Source organism: Nocardia goodfellowii (genome assembly GCF_017875645.1).
Lineage (GTDB): Bacteria > Actinomycetota > Actinomycetes > Mycobacteriales > Mycobacteriaceae > Nocardia > Nocardia goodfellowii.
The window spans coordinates 2,639,384-2,661,086 of the sequence record NZ_JAGGMR010000001.1; the positions used below are offsets into that span (position 1 = coordinate 2,639,384).

Below are 21,703 nucleotides of genomic sequence, written 5' to 3' on the forward strand. Positions count from 1 at the left end.
AGCGTCCAGGCTTGCCGCGCGCCTGGAAGAATCGCTCGCGCCCGCGGTGGCCTGGCTCAAAGAGGTCGGTACCGGGCTCGGTCATGTCTGGCGCCGATCGCTGCAGCTGCGCGTCATCGTCTCCACGTTGACGCTGTCGCTGATCGTGATCACCATCCTCGGTGTGGTGCTGACCAGTCAGATCACCGACCGTCTGCTGGACGCGAAGATCAACGCGGCGGTCGAGGAAATGGATCGGGCCCGCAATACAGTCGAGAGCCAGCTGGTGGGCGCGCACGACGCCGGTTCCCAGGAACAGCGCCTCACCGACGCCCGCAGCGCCCTGTCCGACCGGGCCGGCGGCAGCGGATCCTCCGGCGCCGCAGGCGGTTTCGACTCCGCGCTGGCCATGGTCGGTGGCGCACCGCAGCAGCAGATCTTCACCGGGCCGATCCAGGAGGTCCCCGAGGAACTGCGCCGGTTCGTGCAACGCAACCAGGTCAGCTACCAATTCGCGATGGTGACGGACTCCGACGGCCGGCACGGCCGCGCCCTGATCATCGGCAGCCCCAGCGCCGAGGTGCCGACGCTGGAGATCTATCTGATCTTCCCGCTGTCCAACGAGGAACGCAGTCTGTCGCTGATGCGCGGCACCATGATGATCGGCGGCTTGGTCCTACTGGTGTTACTGGCCGCGATCACCGCGCTGGTCACCCGTCAGGTAGTGCTGCCGATCCGGTCCGCCGCCCGTATCGCCAGCCGCTTCGCCGACGGTCGCCTCAAGGAACGCATGCTGGTGCGCGGCGAGGACGATATGGCGCGCCTGGCGCAGGCGTTCAACGAGATGGCCGAAAGCCTGTCCAACCAGATCACCCAGCTCGAGGAGTTCGGTAATCTGCAGCGCCGCTTCACCTCCGACGTCAGCCACGAACTGCGCACCCCGCTGACCACCGTGCGCATGGCCGCGGACCTGATCCACGGCAGCAGCGACGACCTCGATCCCGCGCTCGCCCGCAGCTCCGAACTGCTGGTCACCGAACTGGACCGATTCGAAGGTCTGCTCAACGACCTGCTCGAGATCAGCCGTCACGACGCCGGCGTGGCCGAACTCCAGGTGGAGTCGCTGGATCTGCGGATGTGCGCGCGGGCCGCCATCTCCACCGTCCGGCACCTGGCCAAGGACACGGGCGTCGAGGTGATCGTCGACCTGCCCGAGGAACCCCTTGTCGCGGAGGTGGATCCACGCCGTGTGGAGCGGGTGCTGCGGAATCTGCTCGCCAACGCGCTCGATCACAGCGAAGGCAAACCGGTACTGATCCGGATGCGCGGCGACGTCGACGCCAACGCGGTCGCGGTAGTGGTGCGCGATCAGGGTGTCGGTTTGCGGCCGGGCGAGGAGAAGCTGGTCTTCAACCGGTTCTGGCGCTCCGACCCCTCCCGGATGCGGCGTTCCGGCGGCACCGGCTTGGGCTTGTCGATCAGTGTCGAAGACGCGAATCTGCACGAGGGCCGTCTGGAAGCCTGGGGCGAGGCCGGTGTCGGGGCGAGTTTCCGGCTGACGCTGCCGCTGGTCCGCGGGCGCAAACTGGGCCCGAGCCCGCTGCCGCTGGAACCGTCGCAGCGCAAGCCGCCCCCGCCGGTCGAGTTGGAGGCCGATGACGCGGACGGATCGAGTCAGCCGTTCCGCCCGGTCGGACCGTCCGAGAACGGCAACTCCGTGGCCGCGGAAGCGGCTTCTCCCCCGGACGGCGCGCAACCGCCCGGGTCCGGCGTGCTCACCGAACCCGGAGACAAACAGTCATGACTGTGTCTACCCACACCGGCGGCTATCCTGCCCAGTCCGCCCCGGCGCTTCCCCGGCGCAGGTCGCGGCTGACGGCGCTGGCCATCTGCGCCCTCGCGGTGGTGACCGCGCTGACGGGCTGTGCCAGCCTGCCGGAGAACTCCTCGCCGCAGGCCCTGGGCACCATCAACCGCGAACCCACCTCGGACGGACCGCCGCCGCCCCTGCTCGACCGCGACCCCGATCTGCTGCTGCGAGATTTTCTCGGAGCTACCGCCGACCCCGCGAACCGGCACCTGGCCGCCCGCCAGTTCATGACCCCGGCGGCTTCCGCCAAATGGGACGACGCGATCAGCACCACCATCGTGGAACGACCGGACACCCTGCGCGAGTCCCGCACCGGTGATCGGGCCACCTACGTGATTCGCGCGCGCCGGGTGGCCGAACTGTCGGCCGACGGCTCCTATCGAGCCGTCGAGGGGACGGTGCTGGAAAACAAGATCGAGATGAGCAAGGTCGACGGCCAGTGGCGCATCGACGATCTGCCCAACGGCGTGGTGATGGACGAATCGGCCTTCGCCAAGTCCTATCGGCGCTATGTGCTGTACTTCGTCGACCCCACGGGGACGACACTGGTCCCGGACCTGCGCTGGATCGCCGCGCCCAAGAACCAGCTGGCCGCGCGCCTGCTCACGTTGATCAGCGCGGGCACCCAGCCGGCGCTGGCGCCGGTGGTCCGCAACGAACTGACCGCGCCGGTGACGCTGCGTGGCCAGATCACCAAGGCCAACGGCGACCCGGACGAGGTCGGTGTCGGGTTGGGCGGTGTGCGAATAGATTTCGCGGGCGCGGCGAATCTCAGTCCGCGCGACCGGGAACTGCTGGCCGGACAGGTGGTGCTCACCCTGGCGGGCGCCGAGGTGCTCGGCCCGTACATGCTGCTCGCCGACGGCAAGCCCCTCGACGACCGCTTCGCCGCGACCGGCTGGTCGGTTGCCGACGTGCAACAGCTCAGCCCCGCGGTGCAGAGCCAGAACCGGATCGGCCTGCATGCCCTGCGCGGCGGGGCGCTGGCCCAGGTGACCGAGACCGGTGTGCTCAACGCGCCCGGCTATTTCGGCACCGTGAACAATCTGCAGGCGGCGGCGATCTCACCGGATGGCCAATTCGTCGCGGCGGTCGCCGATTCCGGCCGGCCCGCGCCCGAGCCGCAGCGCACCCTGATGGTCGGCAGCTATGGCGGCACCGCCTTCCCGATCGCCGAGGGCGGCAGCATCAGCCGGCCCTCGTGGAACTCCGACGGCAGCGCCGCCTGGGCGGTGGTCGACGGGGAGCGGGTCATCCGCGCGGTCAACGACCGCGCGACCGGCACCGTGTCGCCTCAGGAAGTCGACATCTCGGCTTTGCTGACGGCGCAGGGAGATCCGATGCCGCGGCTGCCCATCACCGAGCTGCGCGTCTCCCGGACCGGGGTGCGCGCCGCGCTGATCGCCGACGGCAAGGTCTATGTCGCCGTGGTCGAACGCCGCGCCAACGGCAGCTACGCGCTCACCTCGCCGCTGCCGATCGCGGTCGGGCTCAGCACCCGCGCGGTGTCGCTGAGCTGGCTGAACGCCGACACGATCATGATCGGCCGGGAGGGCAATATCGATCCGGTGAGCACCGTCTCGATCGATGGGTCCCAGCTGGTCTCGCAGATCAGCCAGAATCTCACGCCGCCGGTGCGGCTGGTCAGCGCGTCGCCGCAGCACCAGTACGTCGCCGATTCCCGGGCTGTGCTGGAGTTGACGAGCAATCCGGATGGCGGAGAGCCGTATTGGCGTGAGGTGCCGGGTCTGGGGTCGAGCGCGGTTCCGGTACTGCCGGGCTGAGGATTCTGTCGGTACCCGGGCGCAGACTCGGGCGATGGGGACACTGCTGGACCTGATTCTGCCGTCCGCCTGCGCCGGTTGTGACCGTCCGGGGACGGGTTGGTGTGCCGACTGCGACGGCGCGCTGGGCTCGCCGGTGCGAGTCCGCCCGCGTATCGATCCCGGGGTCCCGTGCTGGGCGCTGAGCCCCTACGCCGGAGCGGCCCGGTGCGCGGTGCTGGCGGCCAAAGAACGCGGCAGGCGCGACCTCTCGGAGCCGCTCGGGCATGCCTTGGCTCGCCGCCTGGCCGAGTTCCGCGACGGGAGGGTTCCCATGGTGCTGGTGCCCGCGCCGAGCCGCTCGGCAGCCGCCCGGCAACGTGGTGGCGACCCCGTGCTCCGGATGACGCGGGCGGCCGCTCGGTGGCTGCCCGATTGCCAGGTGGCGCCGGTGCTGCGGGTGTGGCGAGGTGTCCGGGATTCGGTGGGGTTGACACCGAATGAGCGGGAACGCAATCTGCGTGGCCGGATCACGGTGCCCGGCGGGTCGGCCGCCGTGGCCGCTATTCCAGAAAAAGCCGAGGTAGTACTGGTCGACGACGTGTTGACCACCGGTGCGACGGCCCGGGAGTCGGTGCGCGCGCTGGCCGCCGCGGGTGTGGTCACCCGGGCGGTTTTGGTGACATGTACTGCTTGACTCCGGAAAATTTGCGTGAATAGTGGCGCACTCGCAAATGTCGTACTAGCGTCGCGGACACACACCCAACCGGGAGTTTGGAGGTGGCGCCTCGGAGATTCCTCGTGCCGCGCGATTCCCGCCGCGATCCCCCCGCGAACCACGGAATCGGACATGCTCGGCACGGCTCAAACCCGCCGCACGTGAGTCAACAGGTGCGGCCAGATCCGGGAGGTACGCGTGACGACTTCTTCACGACCTTCAGTGCGAGATGCAGATCCTTCGGTGCAGAACGGCGCCGCTGTGGAAGACACCACGGAACAACAATCCGCTGCGGAGCGATCACGGGCTCCCCGCGCGGACGTCGTGGTCAAGGGCCGCAACGTCGAAGTACCAGATCATTTCCGAATTTATGTCGCGGACAAGCTCTCCCGACTCGAACGTTTCGATCCCTCGATCTTCATCTTCGACGTCGAGCTGTTCCATGAACGAAACCGGCGGCAGCGCAAGGCCTGCCAGCGCGTCGAGATCACCGCGCGGGGCAAGGGCCCCATTGTCCGGGCCGAGGCCTGCGCCGACAGTTTCTACGCCGCGCTCGAGTCGGTGACCGACAAGCTGGAAAGCCGGCTGCGCCGCACCAAGGATCGGCGCAAGGTGCACTACGGCGAGAAGACCCCGGTGTCGGTCGCGGAGGCCACCGCCGATTTGATCGACGAGTCGCTGTTCGCGCGCTCGAACGGCCATACGGCACACGACCATCCGGTCGAACAGCGCCCCGACGCGGCGCCGGACGGGGCGGATTACCAGCCCTCCGGGCCGGGCCACGTGGTACGCACCAAGGTGCACAGCGCGACCCCGATGACCGTCGACGATGCCCTCTACCAGATGGAGCTCGTCGGCCACGATTTCTTCCTGTTCCAGGATCGGGAGACCGACCGACCGTCGGTTGTCTATCGTCGGCACGCTTTCGACTACGGCCTCATCCGGCTCGCATAGAAGTCCCCGTCACCCGGCCGGACTCGATCCGGCCGGGTGTTTCGGACCTGGGTGCGGTGCTCGCGATCAGCGACCGCGGAAAAATGTGCGATGCAACAGTGATTCCCGCCGTGGCGGCCGCATCGCGGCCAGCATCACCAGATCCGCGAATGATTCGGCATCGCGTTCGCGTGCCGTCCCGTAATCGGTGCGACCCAGCACATGGGTAATGGACTCCGCCGAGATCGACGGCAGCAGTTCGGTGATCGCCGCGACGGAATGCGGCGTCTCGGACTCGGCGCTGTCCGGGCCGTGGCCGAGCAGCATGTGCCCGAGCTCGTGGGCGATGATGTGCTCGGCATGCCACTGAGTGGTGTCCGCGCCGTAGACGATGACATCACTGTCCCGCTTGGCGATCCACAGCCCGCTGCCCGTGCCGCACCCACTGCCGGCCAGCACCGCGGTGTCCACCGGATGCAGCGTGATCTCCCGGCCGCGGTACTCCGCCACGGCGTCGAGATAGAGGTGCAGATTCCAGGGGTGCGGTATCGGTACATCCCGGGAGACCTCCGAGAACCGGTCGTCCAAACCCGCCATGCTGACCCTTTCGAGCGATCTGCAGGCAGACGCTAGCGACGCGTTCACCTACAGCAGTTCTGCGATCCCGCCCCGTGCAGAAACAGATGCTACCGAGTTTTCGACCCAGACACCGCTTCGGTGCTCTGGATGACGGCCGTCAGCCGGGCCGGCTCGACATCGGAACCGCGCAGCGCGATGCTGGCGATATTCGCGTCGCGCATGGTCGCGAGCAGTTCGAGTTCCCGGTCGATCGCCGCGGCGATCGGGCCGGAGGTGGTGAGGTAGTCGGGTTTGACGCCGAAACAGTGCGCGAGCGCGGTCAGCACGTCGGATCCGACGGCGGCTGGTTCGTATTCGTCGAACATGCCCTCGCGCATCCGCTCCAGATGCTCGGCCGGAATCGTGCGCAGCAGCGCTTTGCTGATCTGTTCGGCGATCGAGTGCGTGCTGCGTTCCGGCGCCGAACGCGGGTGCATCGTGGCGAACAGGCGATTGATCTTGCGGCTCAGCGGTAGTCGCGCGGCGTCCTCGGTCATCGCTGGACTACCTTTCCATCCCACGGGCGTTGGCCGCTACCCACCGGGCATGGAAACGTGCTTCGGTGGCGGAATCCACATCCGCGAGCCGGCCCGCCAGCCAGCGCCGGTACTCGCGTTCACCGACCTCGTCCGGGTCGCTGGCCTCGGCGGGAATCTCCAGTAGATGCGAGAAGGCCATGGCGACCAGTGGATGCAGATCCCGGCCCGGCCCGCCGTTGCGTTCCAGCATGGCGGTCGCGTAGCGGGCCGACAGCCGCGAGACGACACCGTTGAGTTCGGCGACGGCGGCGAGTACGGCGGGTTCGGTGACGCCGGTGTGCTCGACCGAGTCGTTGAGCCGGCCCGCCGAGGCCAGTAACCCGGTCAGGTCGGCGATGTCGAAGCGAATCGAATCGGGGCCCGACACGATCGATTCGTCGCCCGCGTCGGGGGCGGATTCCCGCGCGGTCGGGGTGCCGCCGGCATAGGTGCGGGCGGCGCTGCCCGGCAGCCAGCGCAGCGGCCCATCCAGTTTGTTGAGGGTGTGCGTGCTGATCGCGGCCGCGCCGTCCTCGATCTTGCGGATGGTGGGTGCGGACGGGCCACCCAGATCGCCGATCTGCATCTGGGTCAGGCCGAGCTCGTCTCGGCGTTCCTTGATGATCCGGCCGAAGCGCTTCTGCCGCGACAGCTCCGCAGTGCTCTGCATAGTGGTCTTCATCGTAGAGCCTCTGGGCATTTCAAGACAAGTTTATGGAAAGCGTTTGAAAAGTTCATAGAAAACTTGCTACTGTTCTGACGCGCCGAGGGAGCGACGTCGGCCTGACTGGTTCTCCAGGAGTGCGATTCCCGGGGCGAGCAGGGGCGTTGCCGGGGATCGGCGCCCAGGTCTGCTTGCGCAACGGCGCGCGGGCAGGCCCAGGGCTCAGCGGCTTTTGGAGGGGATCGCTGAGCCCTTTCGGCTTGCTGTCCGCGCGGAAGGCCTCCCCGCCCGGTGGGGTGTGGGGAGGCCTGCTTCGGGCTGCCCGTAGACCTGAAACTTACTTAAGAGTAAGTTTGACGGGGATCAGGTCTCTCGAAGGGAATTCCCATGGCTACCAAAGCTGCTCGCCGTGCGGTGATCGTCTCCGGGGCGCGCACCCCGTTCCTGCGCGCCTTCACCGATTTCACGCGCATGGACTCCATCGCTCTCGCCGACGCCGCGGTACGCGGCTTGCTGGAGCGCACCGGGCTGCCGGGCGCGCAGGTACAGGCCATCGTCTGGGGCGGGGTCATCCTGCCCAGCGCCGCACCCAATATCGCGCGCGAGATCGCGCTGGACCTGCGACTCGACGCGGGGTGCGAGGGCTACACCGTCACCCGCGCCTGTGCCTCCGGCCTGCAAGCGGTGACCTCAGCGGCCGCCGCCATCGAACGCGGTGAATACGACATCATGATCGCCGGTGGCAGCGATTCCACCAGCAATGCCGAGGTCAAACTCCCGCAGAAACTAGTACACGCCGGCGCGCCACTGGCTTTGGGCAAGCCGAAGGTCAAGGATTACCTGTCCGCCGCCGCGCAGCTCGCCCCGTTCACCGACATCCTGCCGACCCGGCCCAAGATCGCCGAGCGCACCACCGGCGAGGTGATGGGGGAGTCGGCCGAGAAGATGGCCCGCATCCACGGCGTCACCCGCGCCGAACAAGACGAATTCGCCGCCCGCTCGCATCAGCGGGCCGCGGCCGCCATCGATTCCGGTCGCTTCGCCGACGAGGTGTTGCGCGTAAGCACCGCGGAGGGCGTCGACATCGAACGCGACGGTTTGGTCCGCGCGGACACCAGCGAAGCCAAACTGGCCACACTGAAGCCGGTCTTCGCCAAGGACGGCACCGTCACCGCGGGCAACGCCAGCCCGCTCACCGACGGCGCGTCGGCGGTCCTGCTGATGAGCGAGGAGAAGGCCCGCGAACTCGGCTATCACCCGCTGGCAGCCTTCCGTTCCTGGAGTTACGTCAGCGTCGACCCCACCGACCAGGTGCTGATCGGCCCGGCCATCTCGATGCCCCGCGCACTGGACAAGGCCGGAATGTCCCTGTCCGACATCGACTTCGTGGACATCCACGAGGCCTTCGCCGCACAGACCCTCTCGGTCGTGCGCGCTCTCGGCAGCACCGACTGGGCCAAAACCCGCCTCGACCGCGACACCGCCGTCGGTGAAATCGACATCGACACCCTCAACGTGCACGGCGGCTCGGTCTCCCTCGGCCACCCCTTCGGCGCCACCGGTGCCCGGATGGTCACCACCATGGCCAACGAACTCGCTCGCACCGGCAAGAACACCGCCCTGCTCGGCATCTGCGCCGCGGGTGGTATCGGTGCCTCGGCGGTCCTCGAGCGCGTCTGAACGACGGTCGTCCCGGCGAATGCCGGGACTCAGCTACCGCCGGGGTGAATTGCACGCCCGCCGGGAACGACGAAGGCGCCCATGGAAACCCATGGGCGCCTTCGTCATTCAGTGCCTAGTGCTTGCGGCGACCCTTCGGGGCGCGCTTGCCCTTGCTCTGGGTGCGGGCCGCCTCCCGGCGTTCCCGGCGGGTGGTGCTGTCCGCGTCGCTGCCGTACTCCTCGGCGTCGCTGTGGACGGTGGCGTTGCCGTCCTCGGCCGGGCCGTAGTAGCTGAGGCCGCGCTCGGTGCGGTCGTCGATCCCCTTGGCGCGCAACGCGGCCGGGGCCGCGTTGCCGGTCGGCGGGATCTGGTCGGTGGGCAGCGGGCGCGGCGGGTTCGCGCCGAGCGGGGACCGCAGACCCGGGTCGACGGAGACGCCCTCGGGCTGCGGCTGCTGCACCTCCACCTGCAGGTTGAACAGGAAGCCGACCGACTCCTCCTTCAGACCCTCGAGCATGGCCGCGAACATGTCGAAGCCCTCGCGCTGGTACTCGACCAGCGGGTCACGCTGCGCCATGGCGCGCAGGCCGATGCCCTCCTTGAGATAGTCCATCTCGTAGAGGTGCTCGCGCCACTTACGGTCCAGCACCGAAAGCAGCACCTGGCGTTCGAGATTGCGCATGGAGCCCGCGCCGGCCAGGCCGTCGATCTCCTGCTCGCGCTTCTCGTAGGCGTTGTGCGCGTCTTCGAGCAGCGCGTCCAGCAGCTCCTCGCGGGTGAGGTCGCCTGCCTCGCCGACGCCGGTCTCACCGGTCAGGTCTTTGTAGTCGACGCTCACCGGGTACAGCGTCTTGAGCGCCGTCCACAGCTTCTCCAGATCCCAGTCCTCGACGTAGCCCTCGGCGGTGGCGCCGTTGACGTAGGCGGTGATCACGTCGGTGATCATCTCCTGGACCTGGCCCTCCATGTCCTCGCCGCGCAGGATCCGATTGCGCTCGCCATAGATGATGGTGCGCTGCTGGTTCATCACCTCGTCGTACTTGAGGACGTTCTTGCGGATCTCGAAGTTCTGCTGCTCGACCTGGGTCTGCGCGCTCTTGATGGCCTTGGAGACCATCTTCGCCTCGATCGGCACATCGTCGGGCAGGTTGAGGCGGGTCATGATCGCCTCGAGCGCCGCGCCGTTGAAGCGCCGCATCAGTTCGTCACCGAGCGAGAGGTAGAAGCGGGACTCGCCCGGGTCGCCCTGGCGGCCGGAACGACCACGCAGCTGGTTGTCGATACGCCGCGATTCGTGCCGTTCGGTGCCGAGCACGTAGAGGCCGCCGGCCTCGCGCACCGCTTCGGCATCCTCCTCGGTCTGCTGCTTGACCTGCTCGAGCGCCGAATGCCAGGCGGCTTCGTACTCGTCCGGGGTTTCCACCGGGTCCAGGCCCTGCTTGCGCAGCAGGATGTCGGCGATGATGTCGGGATTGCCGCCGAGCACGATGTCGGTACCGCGGCCGGCCATATTGGTGGCGACGGTGACCGCGCCGGGCCGACCGGCCTCGGCGATGATCTCGGCTTCCTTCTCGTGGAACTTCGCGTTCAGCACGTTGTGCGGGATACCGCGCTTGGTGAACTGCTTGGACAGGTACTCCGAGCGTTCGACGCTGGTGGTACCGATCAGCACCGGCTGGCCGTTCTCGTGCCGTTCGGTGACATCGTCGACCACGGCGGCGAACTTCGACTCTTCGGTCTTGTAGATCAGGTCGGACTGGTCCGCGCGGACCATCGGCCTGTTGGTCGGGATCGGGACCACGCCGAGGCCGTAGATCTGGTGCAGCTCAGCGGCTTCCGTCTCGGCGGTACCGGTCATGCCGGACAGCTTGTCGTAGAGGCGGAAGTAGTTCTGCAGCGTGATGGTGGCCAGCGTCTGGTTCTCCGGCTGGATCTCGACCTTTTCCTTGGCCTCGATCGCCTGGTGCATGCCCTCGTTGTAGCGGCGGCCGACCAGGATGCGTCCGGTGAACTCGTCGACGATGATGACCTCGCCGTCGCGGACGATGTAATCCTTGTCCTTCTGGTACAGCTCCTTGGCCTTGATGGAGTTGTTCAGGTAGCTGACCAGCGGCGAGTTCGCGGCCTCGTACAGGTTGTCGATGCCGAGCTGATCCTCGACGAACTCCACACCGGCTTCGTGCACGCCGATGGTGCGCTTCTTGATGTCGACCTCGTAGTGCAGGTCCTTCTTCAACAGCGGTGCGATGCGCGCGAATTCGGCGTACCACTTCGAGGAGGCGTCGGCCGGGCCGGAGATGATGAGCGGGGTGCGGGCCTCGTCGATCAGGATGGAGTCGACCTCGTCGACCACGGCGAAGTTGTGCCCGCGCTGCACCAGATCGTCCAGCGAGTGGGTCATGTTGTCGCGCAGGTAATCGAAGCCGAACTCGTTGTTCGTGCCGTAGGTGATGTCGGAGTGGTAGGCGGTGCGGCGCTGAGCCGGGTTCATGCCGCCGAGGATGACGCCGACCTCGAGGCCGAGGAAGCGGTGCACGCGGCCCATCCACTCCGCGTCGCGCTTGGCGAGATAGTCGTTGACCGTGACGACGTGCACGCCCTCGCCGGACAGCGCGTTGAGGTAGGCGGGCAGCACACAGGTCAGGGTCTTGCCCTCACCGGTCTTCATCTCGGCGATATTGCCGAGGTGCAGCGCGGCGCCGCCCATGATCTGGACCTTGTAGTGCTTCTGGTTCAACACGCGCCAGGACGCTTCACGGGCAACCGCGAAGGCTTCGAGCAGCATCTCGTCGAGGGTTTCCCCGTCGGCGAAGCGCTCCTTGAACTCGTCGGTCTTGGCGCGCAGCTCGGCGTCGGTGAGCGCCTCGATTTCCGACTCGAGCGCGATCACCTCGTCGGCGAGATGGGCCAGGCGCTTGACCGTGCGACCCTCACCAATCCGTAGCAACCTCGTCAGTGTCAGCGCAGGCACGAGTCTCGTCAGTCCTCTGGTCGGTGTGTCAAATGTCGGTGCCGTTGGGGGGTGGGCGGCGGGTCGGCCTGGCCCGTCAGTTCACATGGCGGGTCCGCAGCACGCTCCATGGTAATTGCCGGGCCCATGGTAGGCGCCGGTGACCAGCGACGAACGGCACGCCCCGGATCTGTCGCGTATGCGGCGGCTTTCTTCTCTCACCGTAGCCGAGCAGGACGACTCACGTCGCTTACGATGGGATGCGTCCGCCGTGTCGAGGGCGGCGGGGCAGCGCAGCTCGCAGGCCCTTCTCCGGGCGGGGACGGTAGTGGTTCGGCCCGGGGATCGGGTGGGTGAATTCAGTGAGCAAGGAGCAGCGGGCAGCGTGATCACGAGGTTGACGCCGCAGGACGCGTCCTTCTTCCGGCTGGAGTCGAGCAGCAATCCGATGCACATCGGCGCGCTCGCGATCGTGCGGAACGCCGATGACCAGCCGGGCATCGATTACGACCGCCTGGTGGATCTGGTCGAGAGCCGCCTGCCGCTGGTGCCGCGCTATCGCCGCAAGGTCCGTGAGATCCCGTTCGCGCTGGGCCGCCCGGTCTGGGTGGAGGACAGCGGTTTCGACATCACCTATCACGTCCGGCGTTCGGCGCTGCCGCATCCGGGCACCGACGAACAGCTGCACGATCTGGTGGCGCGGCTGGCGTCACGCCCCCTGGATCAGACCCGCCCGCTGTGGGAGATGTATCTGATCGAGGGTCTGTCGGGGGATCGGTCCGCGATCTTCACCAAAACTCATTCGGCGCTGGTGGACGGGGACAGCGCGCTCGAGATCGGGCACGTCATCCTGGACGCGAGTGTCGCGCCGCGCGGGCTGGCCGACGACGCCTGGGTCGCGCCGCGCGAACCTCGCGACACCGAACTCCTGCTCGGCGCGCTGACCCATCTGATCGCGCAGCCGCGGGAGGTGCTCGAGGTCGCCCGCGATGCCAGCGCGGACGCGTTCGCGATGGTGGCCGCCGCGGGCCGGGCGGTGGACTCGGTGATCTCCGCGGTGCGCGCGGCCACCACCGGTGCTCCGGACAGCCCGCTCAACACCAAGACCACCCGCAATCGCCGCTTCGATGTGGTGCGCAGCGATCTCGAGGATTACCGCGTCATCCGCAAACGGTTCGACTGCTCGATCAACGACGCCATCCTGGCGGTGGTCACAGGGGCCCTACGCAACTGGCTGCTTTCGCGCGGCGAATCGCTCACCGAGTCCTCGACGGTGCGCGCCGTGGTCCCGATGTCGGTGTATGTAGAAGGCGGCGACGAGCTGAAACCGGCGAGCGAGGTGTCCTCGTTCCTCATCGATCTGCCGGTGGGCGAACCCAATCCGGTGATGCGGCTGTCGCATATCGCGCACGCGACCGAGGCCGACGGCAAGCGCCGGCGCGGGGTACGGGCGCGCACCCTGGTGCACATGGCCGGATTCGCACCGGCGAGCCTGCACGCCATGAGTGTGCGCGCGGCGAGTACTTTCGCAGAGCACACGTTCAATTTGGTGATCACCAATGCGCCGGGTCCGCAGACGCCGATGTTCATCGGCGGCGCGCGGATGCTGGAGATGTATCCGGTGTCGCCGTTGCTGCGCAATCAGGCCTCGAGCATCGGGATCACGTCCTACGACGGACAGGTGTTCTACGGACTCAACGCCGATCGCGACGCGATGGCCGACATCGGCGTGCTGGCCGCCGCGGTACACGAATCCATGGAGGAGATGCTCGGTGCCTGTGTCTGACGAGAAGACGCGCGTCTACATTCCGGCCACGGTGCCGTTGCTGCGCAGGCTGGTCGCCGACCGTGAGATCTTCCCGCTCGGCGCGACCGCGTTCGCGGTCACGCCGGCGTTGCGCGAGGCCTACGCTTCCGGCGACGACGACGAGTTGGCCGAGGTGGCGATGCTGGAGGCGGCCCGGGCTTCGCTGCGGCTGCTCGCCGGTGAACGCGATGATGCCGAGGATGTCGCCGAGCCCGCGGCGGGTGCGAACCCGCCGAGCCGGCCGATCTACCGCCGCGCGGTGATCGCCGCCGATGTCGTCGGGGCCAAGCACCGCCCGGATCTGGACGACGCGGTGGTGAAACTCGCCGGGCCGGTCGCTTACAACCAGATCGCGTCGGTGCATGTCGACCTGGCCGACGCCGAACCGCAGGTGGCGAAGGCCGTCGATGTCATCGATGCCGCCGACCTGGGCGATGCCGACGCCGAGTTCGTGCTCGGCGACGCCGAAGATCACCAGCTGGCCTGGTATGCGGCGCAGGAACTGCCGTTCTTGCTGGACCTGCTGTGATGCCCTGGTAGGGCGCGCTAACCTACGATGCCGTAACCTTGGGTCCAACGCAGTCGCACGGAGTGAGTCTTGCGACCTGCAAATCAGACACAGGAGATATACGGCACCGATGGTCTTCAAGAATGTGCGCGAGTGGCTGGAGGCGCCGGCCGCGAGTGTCGCCGATCGAGGCGGCCGGCTGAACGTTTTGCGGGGCGCTGTCGCCCGCGTGACCACACCGCTGTTGCCCGACGACTACCTGCACCTGGCCAACCCGCTGTGGTCGGCACGTGAGCTGCGCGGCCGAGTTGTCGAGGTGCGCAAGGAAACCGCGGATTCGGCGACCCTGGTGATCAAGCCGGGCTGGGGTTTCGATTTCAAATACCAGCCGGGCCAGTACATCGGCATCGGCATTCTGGTCGAGGGGCGCTGGCATTGGCGCTCCTACTCGCTGACCTGCCCGCCGAACTGGTCCGAACCGGGCCACGGCGGCAAGCGCGTCATCTCCATCGCGGTGAAGGCGATGCCGGAGGGCTTCCTGTCCAGCCACCTGGTCAACGGCGTGCAGCCGGGAGCCATCATCCGGTTGCAGGCGCCGCAGGGCGGTTTCGTCATGTCGTTCCCGCCGCCGGACAAGGTGCTGTTCCTCACCGCGGGCAGCGGCATCACTCCGGTGATGTCCATGCTGCGCGGAATGGACCGGCGCGAGCAGGTCACCGATGTGGTGCACCTGCACTCCGCGCGCACCGCCGACGATGTGATGTTCGGCAACGAATTGCGCGCGCTGCACGACCGGCATCCGAGCTTCAGCACGCATCTGCATCTCACCGGCGAGAACGGCAAGTTCAAGCTGACGGATCTGGACGAGCGCTTCCCGGATTGGCGCGAGCGCGAGACCTGGGCCTGTGGCCCGGCGGCGATGCTGGACGAGATCGAGCAGTATTGGCGTGAGGCGGGTCTGTCCGACCGGTTGCACGTGGAGCGCTTCGAGGCGGAACGTTCCGCCGTGGGTGAGGGCGGCACCGTCACTTTCGCCAAATCGGACCGCACGGTCGAGGTCGACGGGGCGACCAGCCTGCTCGAAGCGGGCGAGTCGGCCGGGGTTCAGATGCCGTTCGGCTGCCGGATGGGTATCTGCCAAACCTGTGTGCTCACATTGAGTTCCGGGCACGCCCGCGACTTGCGCAACGGTGACGAGAAGCGTGAAGGCGACAAAGTGCAAACTTGCATTTCCGCCGCCGCCGGAGATTGCACGCTCGATATCTGAGCGACATCGCTGGTAGAAACGGCGCGGCCGGGGTAACACCTATCGGCAGAGGGGCAGCGTCACAGCTGCGGGGTGGGTGAACACAGGTAAGCTCGAGCTAATTCGAGCCGACGAAGGGACCCGGGTGGCAATCACCGACATCAAGGCTTTCGCGCACCTCACCGAGGCCGATATCGAGATGCTGGGCCAAGAGCTCGATGCCATCCGGCGTTCGGTCGAGCTGTCGCGTGGCGAGCGTGACGCGAAATACATCCGCCGCACTATCGCCGCCCAGCGCGGTCTGGAAGTGGCCGGGCGCGCAATTCTTTTCGGCAGTCGCAACCGGTGGGCCTGGCTCACCGGCACCGCGCTGTTGTCGGTCGCCAAGATCGTCGAGAACATGGAGCTCGGGCACAACATCAGCCACGGGCAGTGGGACTGGATGAACGATCCGGAGATCCATTCCACGAATTGGGAATGGGATCAGACGGGTCCGTCGTCGCAGTGGCGGCGTGCGCACAATTACTCGCATCACACCTATACCAACGTGCTCGGCAAGGATGAGGATCTCGGGTTCGGCATCCTGCGGATGACGCGTGACGAAGCCTGGCGCCCGGTGCATCTGGTGCAGCCCTTCGCCAACCTGATCCTGGCCGCCACCTTCGAGTGGGGCATCGCGCTGCACGACTGGGATGCCGAGAAGGAACTCTCCGGCGCGCCCCGCAAGTGGAACTCCGAGCCGAACAAGGAGTTCGCGCGGAAAGCGGCCCGCCAGGTCGCCAAGGATTTCGTGTTCTATCCGGCGCTCACCGGTCCGGCGTGGAAGTCCACGCTGAAGGCCAACGCCACCGCCAATCTGGCGCGCAACCTGTGGGCCTACGCGGTGATCTTCTGCGGCCACTTCCCCGACGGCGCCGAGAAGTTCACCGTCGAGCAGCTCGACGGTGAGACCAGCGGCGAGTGGTATCTGCGCCAGATGCTGGGCAGCGCAAACTTCAAGGCGGGCCCCGCGATGGCGTTCATGAGCGGCAACCTGTGCTATCAGATCGAGCACCACCTGTTCCCGGACCTGCCGAGCAACCGGTATGCCGAGGTGTCGGTGAAGGTGCGCGAGCTGTGCGACAAGTACGACCTGCCTTACACCACCGGCTCGCTGGGCAAGCAGTATCTGCTCGCGTTCCGCACCATCCACAAGCTCGCGCTGCCGGACAAGTTCCTCAAGCGCACCGCCGACGATGCCCCGGAAACCTCCTCGGAGCGCAAGTTCGCGGGTGTCACCCTGCCCTCGCTACCGACCGCCGCGCAGATGCAGGAAACGTGGCATGACACCCACATCATTCCCGTCGATCCGGCGACCGGGCAGCGCTACGGCCTGCGCTCGGCCATGCAGGAGGCGAAGGTCGTACTGAAGGCGAAGGCCGAGCACGAGAAGGAAGTTCTGCGTGAGGCCAAGCGCGCGCTGAAGGAGAAAGCGCGCCAGGAGAAGCAGGTGCTGCGCGACGCCGGTGCGGCGCTGCAGGAGCGGGCCCGCCATGAGCAGGAAACGTTGCGGCACAAGCCGTTCTGGACGAAGTTGACCCGCCGCTTCGGATAACGGCTTAGCATCGTCGGGTCACGAATTCAATGCGGGATTTGCCACACTTTCATGTCGGATCTCGCAACCTACGGTCTCGTAACTTACGGTACTGTAACCGACATGGCGATCTCGGATGTCAAGGAATACGCACACCTCACCCCGGAGGATGTCGAAGCGATCGGGGCCGAACTCGATGCCATTCGCCGTGAGGTCGAGTCAGCACGTGGTGAAAGCGACGCCCGCTACATCCGCAATGTGATCCGGCTACAGCGTGCCCTGGAAATCAGCGGGCGCGGTGTGCTGTTCTTCAGCCTGTTCCCGCCGGCCTGGTTCGCCGGCGCCGCACTGCTCGGCACGGCCAAGATCATCGAGAACATGGAGATCGGCCACAACGTCATGCACGGCCAGTGGGACTGGATGAACGATCCGGAAATCCACTCCACCAACTGGGAGTGGGACAACGCGGGCCCGTCCGAGCACTGGAAGATCACGCACAACTTCCTGCACCACAAGTACACCAACGTGCTCGGCATGGACGACGACATCGGCTACGGCCTGCTGCGCGTCACCCGTGATCAGCGCTGGTCGCCGTTCTACCTGGGCCAGCCGGTGTACAACCTGCTGCTGCAGATGTTCTTCGAATACGGCGTCGCCATCCAGCATTTGGAGCTCGGCAAGGTCGCCAAGAAGAAGTGGGCGCCGGGCAGTCCCGAGCGGCTCCAGTTCGAGGAGGACCGCAGGCTGGTCCTGAAGAAGATCGGCAAGCAGGCCGCGAAGGACTACCTGATCTTCCCGCTGCTCACCGGTCCCGCCTTCTTCGGCACGCTGACCGCGAACCTGACCGCCAACGTGATCCGCAACGTGTGGACCAACGCGGTCATCTTCTGCGGCCATTTCCCCGACGGCGCCGAGAAGTTCACCCGGGGCGACGTGGACACCGAAACCCAGGGCGAGTGGTACCTGCGTCAGATGCTGGGGTCGGCCAACATCTCCGGTGGCAAGCTCATGCACTTCATGACCGGCAACCTCAGCCACCAGATCGAGCACCACCTGTTCCCGGACCTGCCGTCCAACCGCCTGGCCGGTATCGCGGTCCGGGTGAGAGCCATGTGCGACAAGTACGACCTGCCCTACACCACCGGATCGCTGCCGGTGCAGTACTTCAAGTCGTGGCGCACCATCATGAAGCTGTCGCTGCCCAACAAGTACCTGCGCCACACCACCGACGACGCGCCGGAAACCAAGTCGGAGAAGGCTTTCGGCGGTGCGCCCGTGATCGACCCGGCCACCGGACAGCGTCGCGGCCTGCGCACGGCCCTCACCGAGGGTCGGCGCCGGATCAGCCGTCGCCGCGAACCGGTGTCGGTCTAAGTAACCCGGCGCGCCGGTCGGCCTCGATCGGCGCGGTGGCCCCCTCGCCGGATTCCGCCTCGCCACTGCTTGACTGAACCGGTGAGTGCTGAGCAGTTGTACGAGATCATCCGGCGGCGCCGGGATGTGCGGGCGGAGTTCACCGGCGATCCGGTGGACGAGGCCACCCTGCTGCGCATCCTGGACGCCGCCCATCGTGCGCCGAGTGTCGGGAACTCGCAGCCATGGGACTTCATCGTGGTGCGGGATCCGGGGACGCTCGGCAAGTTCGCCGACCATGTCGCGGAGAAGCGCGTCGAGTTCCACGCCGCCCTGCCGCCCGAGCGGGCCGCCACCTTCGACCCCATCAAGATCGAAGGCATCACCGAGTCGGGTACCGGCATCGTCGTCACCTATCAGCACGACCGCGGCGGCCCGCAGGTGCTCGGCCGCGCGACGATCCCCGAAACCGGGGTGTACTCAGCGGTTCTCGCGATCCAGAATCTCTGGCTCGCGGCCACCGCCGAGGGGATCGGCGTCGGCTGGGTCTCCTTCTACGACCCGGAATTCCTCACCGCCCTGGTCGGCCTGCCCGGCGGCATCCAGCCGGTCGCCTGGCTGTGCGTCGGCCCAGTGCGCGAGTTCCAGGAGGTCCCCGACCTGGAACGCTTCGGCTGGCGTGCCGGTCGGCCGTTGTCGGAAGCCATCCACCGGGAGACCTTCGGCGGCTAGGACCGGCGCGGCAATACCGTTGCGTACGCCCGTGATCCGGTACCTTGTGCCGGTGGACCGCACTGCCGTGCAGGCATGGGTGGAGGAATACGAGCGGGCCTGGCGTACGCCGGGCACGGAATCGCTCGACGGCCTCTTCGCACCCGGCGTGGGATATCTGGTGTCGCCCTGGGCCGATCCGATCGACGGCCTCGAAGCGTTGGCCGAGTTCTGGGACAAAGGGCGCGACGGACCGGACGAGGCCTTCACGATGGAAGCCGAAGTCGTCGCGGTAGACGGGGATACGGCCGTCGTCCGGGTCGAGGTGGAGTACGAGCACGACGACCCCGCGCACTGGCGGGACCTGTGGATCCTGTGTTTCGACTCGGTCGGCCGCTGCACCTGGTTCGAGGAATGGCCGTTCGCGCCCAAGCAGGCCGACGGGCACTAATCGGCGGGACGCTGCCAGGATTCGTTGGAAGTCAACGCGGTCAGCAGGATTCGGATGGCCTCGACCCGGCGTTCCTTGCCCGGGAGCTGATCCAGGGCGCATTCCGGGTCGGCGGGCGGCCCGAGATGGGTGCAGCCGCGCGGGCAGTCCTGGATCGCGTCGGCGAGGTCGGTGAAGGCGGCGATCACGTCGTCGGGGGTGATGTGGGCCAAACCGAAGGAGCGGACGCCGGGGGTGTCGATCACCCAGCCGCCCGCGGGCAAGGGCAGGGCGACGGACTGGGTGGAGGTGTGCCGGCCCTTGCCGACACCCGAGACGATGCCGACGGCTCGATCCGCGTCGGGCACAAGGCGATTCACCAACGTGGACTTGCCGACGCCGGAGTGCCCGATCAGTGCGGTGAGCTTGTGATCGAGCAGCGCGTTGACCGGTTCCAGCGGGTCGTCCACGCCGCCGTAGACGATGGTCAGGTCCAGATCGTCGAAGGCGGAGGCGAAATCGGACTCGGCGGCCAGATCGTGCTTGGTCAGGCACAGAATCGGTTGCAGCCCACCGGCATACGCGGCGACCATGGCCCGCTCCACGAATCCGGTACGCGGCGGCGGGTCGGCGAGCGCGACCACGATGAACAGCTGCTCGGCATTGCCGACCACGACGCGTTCGAACGGATCGGTGTCATCCGCGGTGCGGCGCAATACCGTCCGGCGCTCGCCGACCCGCACGATGCGGGCCAAGCTGTCGGGTTTGCCGGACAGGTCACCGACCACGTCCACCTGGTCACCCACCACGATCGGGGTCCGGCCCAATTCGCGGGCGCGCATCGCGACGATCAAGCGCTCCGGATCCCCGCCGAGCACACACCCCCAGCGGCCGCGGTCCACCGAGACCACCATGGCCGCCTCCGCGTCACTGTGCCGCGGACGGGTTTTCGTGCGCGGACGGGAGCTTTTACCGGGACGAACCCGGACATCGGATTCGTCGTAGCTCGACGAACTCCGCCCGCTCAGTGCGACACTCCGCTCGGATCGAGCATCTGCTCCCACAGCTCCACGAAACCGGGCAGCGTCTTGGCGGTGGTGCCGATGTCCTCGATGTCGATGCCCGGCACCTTCAGGCCGAGGATCGCACCCGCGGTCGCCATCCGGTGGTCGGCGTAGGAATGCCAACGGCCGCCGTGCAATTCGGCCGGAACGATCTCGAGCCCGTCCGCTGTCTCGGTGACCTTGCCACCGAGTCGATTGATCTCGGTGGACAGAGCCGCCAGCCGGTCGGTCTCGTGCCCGCGCAGATGCGCGATGCCGCGCAGTACGGACGGGGATTCGGCGAGCGCGGCGAGCGCGGCCACGGTGGGGGTGAGTTCGCCGACGTCGTGCAGGTCGATGTCGATGCCCGCGAGCCGGTCCGGCCCGCGCACGGTGAGGATGCCGTCGACGATGCCCACCTCCGCGCCCATGCGGACCAGGATCTCCCGGATGACGTCACCCGGCTGGGTGGTGATCCGCGGCCAGTGCGGGATGCTGACCTCGCCGCCGGTGATCGCCGCGGCCGCCAGGAAGGGGGTCGCGTTCGACAGGTCCGGTTCGACTTCCCAGTCGACCGCACGGATCGGGCCGGGGTGCACGGTCCAAGTTTGCGCCTGACGGCTGTCGGCCGGGGCTTGCACCGATACGTCGGCGCGCCGCAGCATCTCCACCGTCATCTCGATATGCGGCATGGACGGCAGCGCCTTACCGTCGTGGTGCACGGTGAGACCCTCGTCGAACCGCGCACCCGAAAGCAGCAGGCCGGAGACGAACTGCGAGGAACCGGACGCGTCCATGGTGACGGTGCCGCCGCGCAGCGCGCCCTTGCCCCGCACGGTGAACGGCAGGGTATCGCCGTCGATGTCGGCGCCCAGACCACGCAGCGCGTCGAGGATGGTGCGCAGCGGGCGGGCCCGGGCCTGGGTGTCACCGTCGAAGGACACGGCTCCGGTGGCCAGCGTCGCGGCCGGCGGCAGGAAACGCATGACCGTGCCGGCCAGGCCGCAGTCGACGGAGCCGCCGCCCAGCGGCTCCGGGGTGACGGTCACGGTGTCACCGTCGCCCTCGATGCTCGTGCCCATGGCCCGCAGCGCCTCGATCATCAGATCGGTATCGCGACTGCGCAGCGCACCGGTGATCGTCGAGGGGCCGTCCGCCAGGGCCGCCAGGATCAAAGCCCGGTTCGTGATCGATTTCGATCCGGGCAAAGTAACGGTGGCGTGGACGGGAACATCGACATGGGGCGCTTGCCAATAAGTCACAGGTCCATCTTCGCCCATCCCCCCGACAGACACGCGGGCGGTCGCGGAATAAGACCAGCCGCACCGGCAAGGGGTTCCGGTGCGGCTGGACCGAC

General features: G+C 67.4%; 18 protein-coding genes. 12 read left to right on the forward strand and 6 right to left on the reverse strand.

What is annotated here, in order from left to right; all coding sequences use genetic code 11:
- Window positions 1-46 precede the first annotated feature (46 nt).
- From mtrB to hpf, 4 genes are all read left to right on the forward strand, one after another.
- On the forward strand, window positions 47-1,783 hold the full coding sequence (gene mtrB / locus BJ987_RS11700) for an MtrAB system histidine kinase MtrB (protein ID WP_209898213.1): 1,737 nt from the start codon (window positions 47-49) through the stop codon (window positions 1,781-1,783).
- Entirely contained in the window at window positions 1,780-3,633 is a 1,854-nt protein-coding gene (gene lpqB, locus BJ987_RS11705) for an MtrAB system accessory lipoprotein LpqB (protein ID WP_209888103.1), read from the forward strand. Before mtrB ends, lpqB begins: the two co-directional genes overlap by 4 nt.
- Window positions 3,634-3,667: 34 nt before the next feature.
- Window positions 3,668-4,309, forward strand: coding sequence for a ComF family protein (locus BJ987_RS11710; protein ID WP_209888105.1), 642 nt, complete (start codon window positions 3,668-3,670; stop codon window positions 4,307-4,309).
- A gap of 282 nt (window positions 4,310-4,591) precedes the next feature.
- Entirely contained in the window at window positions 4,592-5,284 is a 693-nt protein-coding gene (gene hpf, locus BJ987_RS11715) for a ribosome hibernation-promoting factor, HPF/YfiA family (protein WP_307869575.1), read from the forward strand.
- Window positions 5,285-5,350: 66 nt separating this feature from the next.
- Here the strand turns inward: hpf and BJ987_RS11720 are convergent, their stop codons facing one another.
- The 3 genes from BJ987_RS11720 to BJ987_RS11730 all read right to left on the reverse strand — a co-directional run bounded on the left by BJ987_RS11720 (window position 5,351) and on the right by BJ987_RS11730 (window position 7,081).
- A complete protein-coding gene (locus tag BJ987_RS11720; RefSeq protein ID WP_209888108.1) occupies window positions 5,351-5,860 on the reverse strand; it encodes a hypothetical protein in 510 nt (169 codons plus the stop codon).
- A gap of 89 nt (window positions 5,861-5,949) precedes the next feature.
- Complete coding sequence (locus BJ987_RS11725; protein WP_209888112.1) at window positions 5,950-6,378, reverse strand: hypothetical protein; 429 nt, start codon at window positions 6,376-6,378, stop codon at window positions 5,950-5,952.
- A gap of 7 nt (window positions 6,379-6,385) precedes the next feature.
- Window positions 6,386-7,081, reverse strand: coding sequence for a helix-turn-helix domain-containing protein (locus tag BJ987_RS11730; RefSeq protein ID WP_209888115.1), 696 nt, complete (start codon window positions 7,079-7,081; stop codon window positions 6,386-6,388).
- A 369-nt stretch (window positions 7,082-7,450) separates the two neighbouring features.
- On the opposite strand from BJ987_RS11730, the gene BJ987_RS11735 reads away from it, so the two are divergent.
- Window positions 7,451-8,743: an acetyl-CoA C-acyltransferase gene (locus BJ987_RS11735; protein ID WP_209888118.1), complete on the forward strand. Its 1,293-nt coding sequence runs from the start codon at window positions 7,451-7,453 to the stop codon at window positions 8,741-8,743.
- 115 nt (window positions 8,744-8,858) lie between these two features.
- Here the strand turns inward: BJ987_RS11735 and secA are convergent, their stop codons facing one another.
- The gene (gene secA, locus BJ987_RS11740) at window positions 8,859-11,696 is read right to left on the reverse strand and encodes a preprotein translocase subunit SecA (protein ID WP_209888121.1); all 2,838 of its coding nucleotides are present in this window, start codon (window positions 11,694-11,696) and stop codon (window positions 8,859-8,861) included.
- A gap of 364 nt (window positions 11,697-12,060) precedes the next feature.
- On the opposite strand from secA, the gene BJ987_RS11745 reads away from it, so the two are divergent.
- From BJ987_RS11745 to BJ987_RS11775, 7 genes are all read left to right on the forward strand, one after another.
- Window positions 12,061-13,461, forward strand: a complete 1,401-nt coding sequence (locus BJ987_RS11745) for a WS/DGAT/MGAT family O-acyltransferase (protein WP_209888124.1) — start codon at window positions 12,061-12,063, stop codon at window positions 13,459-13,461.
- Window positions 13,448-14,011: a DUF6912 family protein gene (locus BJ987_RS11750; RefSeq protein ID WP_209888127.1), complete on the forward strand. Its 564-nt coding sequence runs from the start codon at window positions 13,448-13,450 to the stop codon at window positions 14,009-14,011. Before BJ987_RS11745 ends, BJ987_RS11750 begins: the two co-directional genes overlap by 14 nt.
- 109 nt (window positions 14,012-14,120) lie before the next feature.
- The gene (locus tag BJ987_RS11755) at window positions 14,121-15,257 is read left to right on the forward strand and encodes a ferredoxin reductase (protein ID WP_209888130.1); all 1,137 of its coding nucleotides are present in this window, start codon (window positions 14,121-14,123) and stop codon (window positions 15,255-15,257) included.
- 124 nt (window positions 15,258-15,381) lie between these two features.
- Complete coding sequence (locus BJ987_RS11760) at window positions 15,382-16,830, forward strand: fatty acid desaturase family protein (protein WP_209888133.1); 1,449 nt, start codon at window positions 15,382-15,384, stop codon at window positions 16,828-16,830.
- 102 nt (window positions 16,831-16,932) lie between these two features.
- The gene (locus BJ987_RS11765) at window positions 16,933-18,183 is read left to right on the forward strand and encodes a fatty acid desaturase family protein (RefSeq protein WP_209888136.1); all 1,251 of its coding nucleotides are present in this window, start codon (window positions 16,933-16,935) and stop codon (window positions 18,181-18,183) included.
- 81 nt (window positions 18,184-18,264) lie between these two features.
- On the forward strand, window positions 18,265-18,894 hold the full coding sequence (gene bluB / locus BJ987_RS11770) for a 5,6-dimethylbenzimidazole synthase (RefSeq protein WP_307869576.1): 630 nt from the start codon (window positions 18,265-18,267) through the stop codon (window positions 18,892-18,894).
- Window positions 18,895-18,946: 52 nt separating this feature from the next.
- Window positions 18,947-19,324 carry a nuclear transport factor 2 family protein gene (locus tag BJ987_RS11775; protein ID WP_307869577.1) on the forward strand — a complete coding sequence of 126 codons (378 nt, stop codon included), beginning with the start codon at window positions 18,947-18,949 and terminating at the stop codon, window positions 19,322-19,324.
- Here BJ987_RS11775 and rsgA read toward each other — a convergent pair.
- Together rsgA and aroA are read right to left on the reverse strand one after the other, a co-directional pair.
- Complete coding sequence (rsgA, locus tag BJ987_RS11780; RefSeq protein WP_372446851.1) at window positions 19,321-20,367, reverse strand: ribosome small subunit-dependent GTPase A; 1,047 nt, start codon at window positions 20,365-20,367, stop codon at window positions 19,321-19,323. The genes BJ987_RS11775 and rsgA overlap by 4 nt on opposite strands.
- On the reverse strand, window positions 20,328-21,626 hold the full coding sequence (aroA, locus tag BJ987_RS11785; RefSeq protein WP_209888145.1) for a 3-phosphoshikimate 1-carboxyvinyltransferase: 1,299 nt from the start codon (window positions 21,624-21,626) through the stop codon (window positions 20,328-20,330). The genes rsgA and aroA overlap by 40 nt, the downstream gene beginning before the upstream one ends.
- Window positions 21,627-21,703: the final 77 nt, after the last annotated feature.